We start from the raw sequence: 1,333 nt of genomic DNA on the forward strand, positions 1-1,333 counted from the left end.
TATATCGGTGGGCAAGAGCACGCCGTCCTTCATTTGCTATATGCACGTTTCTGGCATAAATTCCTTTATGATATCGGAGTCGTGCCGACGAAAGAGCCTTTCCAGAAGCTGTTCAACCAAGGCATGATTCTTGGTGAAAACAATGAAAAAATGAGTAAGTCCAAAGGGAATGTCGTCAATCCTGATGATGTCATTGATTCCCATGGGGCAGATACACTCCGTCTATATGAAATGTTCATGGGTCCATTGGATGCTTCGATTGCCTGGTCGACAAATGGCCTGGATGGTTCCCGTCGATTCCTTGATCGTGTATGGCGCTTATTCATTACAGAAGAAGGGGAGCTTTCGGATAAGGTGCAGGATACAGATGCCGAAGAACTGCAAAAAAGCTATCATGAAACTGTGAAGAAAGTGACAGAGAACTTCGAGGCTTTACGTTTCAATACCGGGATTTCCCAATTGATGGTGTTCATCAATGATTGCTATAAAGCACCTGTCATCCCGCGTGATTTTGCCGAAGGCTTCATCAAGCTGCTTTCGCCGGTAGCACCGCATATCGCGGAAGAGCTGTGGAGCAAACTGGGACATCAGGAAACAATCTCGTATGCAGAATGGCCGGTCCATGATGAGTCGAAGCTTGTAGAACAAGAAATCGAAATCGTGCTGCAGGCGATGGGCAAGGTGCGGGCAAAAGCAATGGTGCCGCACGATGCATCCAAGGAAGAGCTTGAACAAATCGCGCTGAATAATGAACAAATGCAAAGCTGGCTGGAAGGAAAGACTGTCCGCAAGGTGATCGTCGTTCCAGGCAAGCTGGTGAATGTAGTAGCAAATTGATAGATGAATCCCTTCTGTGTTTCCGGAAGGGATTCTATTTGAGTGAAGGAGAGATGTAAGATGCGTAATATACAACCGGAAGAACTTGATGAACTTATTGAAAACGGGACTTCTGCCTATAAAGTGATCGATGTGCGGGAAGAGGAAGAAGTGGAACAAGGCATGATTCCAGGTGCCATTCATATTCCGCTGCAGCAGATTCCTGAAAAGCTGCCTGAATTGCCTGCGGACGAGACATATGTACTTGTCTGCCGCGGCGGTCACCGCAGCATGAATGCGGCTGCATTCATGGAGAATCAAGGATATGATGTGATCAATATGGACGGCGGTATGCTGGAATGGAAAGGCGAATTGGTTTTCAAGTAAGATGAGGGGCGGGCAAGGAAGGCGTTTCGACGTCTTCTTTGCTAATAATCTATTTTTCTCTGATACTAGTGTTGACAGTATCGAATCATGGTGGTAGTATATAGATACTGTCGCAAGGCAGTCATTGATC

The 1,333-nt window shown here is 46.4% G+C and carries 2 protein-coding genes; both read left to right on the forward strand.

Annotation, left to right across the window (positions count from 1 at the left end; all coding sequences use genetic code 11):
- The coding region (locus CHH53_RS10035; RefSeq protein WP_143594486.1) for a class I tRNA ligase family protein at positions 1-837 on the forward strand (837 nt) is incomplete at its 5' end.
- A 60-nt stretch (positions 838-897) separates the two neighbouring features.
- A complete protein-coding gene (locus tag CHH53_RS10040; RefSeq protein ID WP_095215997.1) occupies positions 898-1,203 on the forward strand; it encodes a rhodanese-like domain-containing protein in 306 nt (101 codons plus the stop codon).
- Positions 1,204-1,333 lie beyond the last annotated feature (130 nt).

Source organism: Terribacillus sp. 7520-G, from assembly GCF_002271665.1.
Taxonomy (GTDB): domain Bacteria; phylum Bacillota; class Bacilli; order Bacillales; family Amphibacillaceae; genus Terribacillus.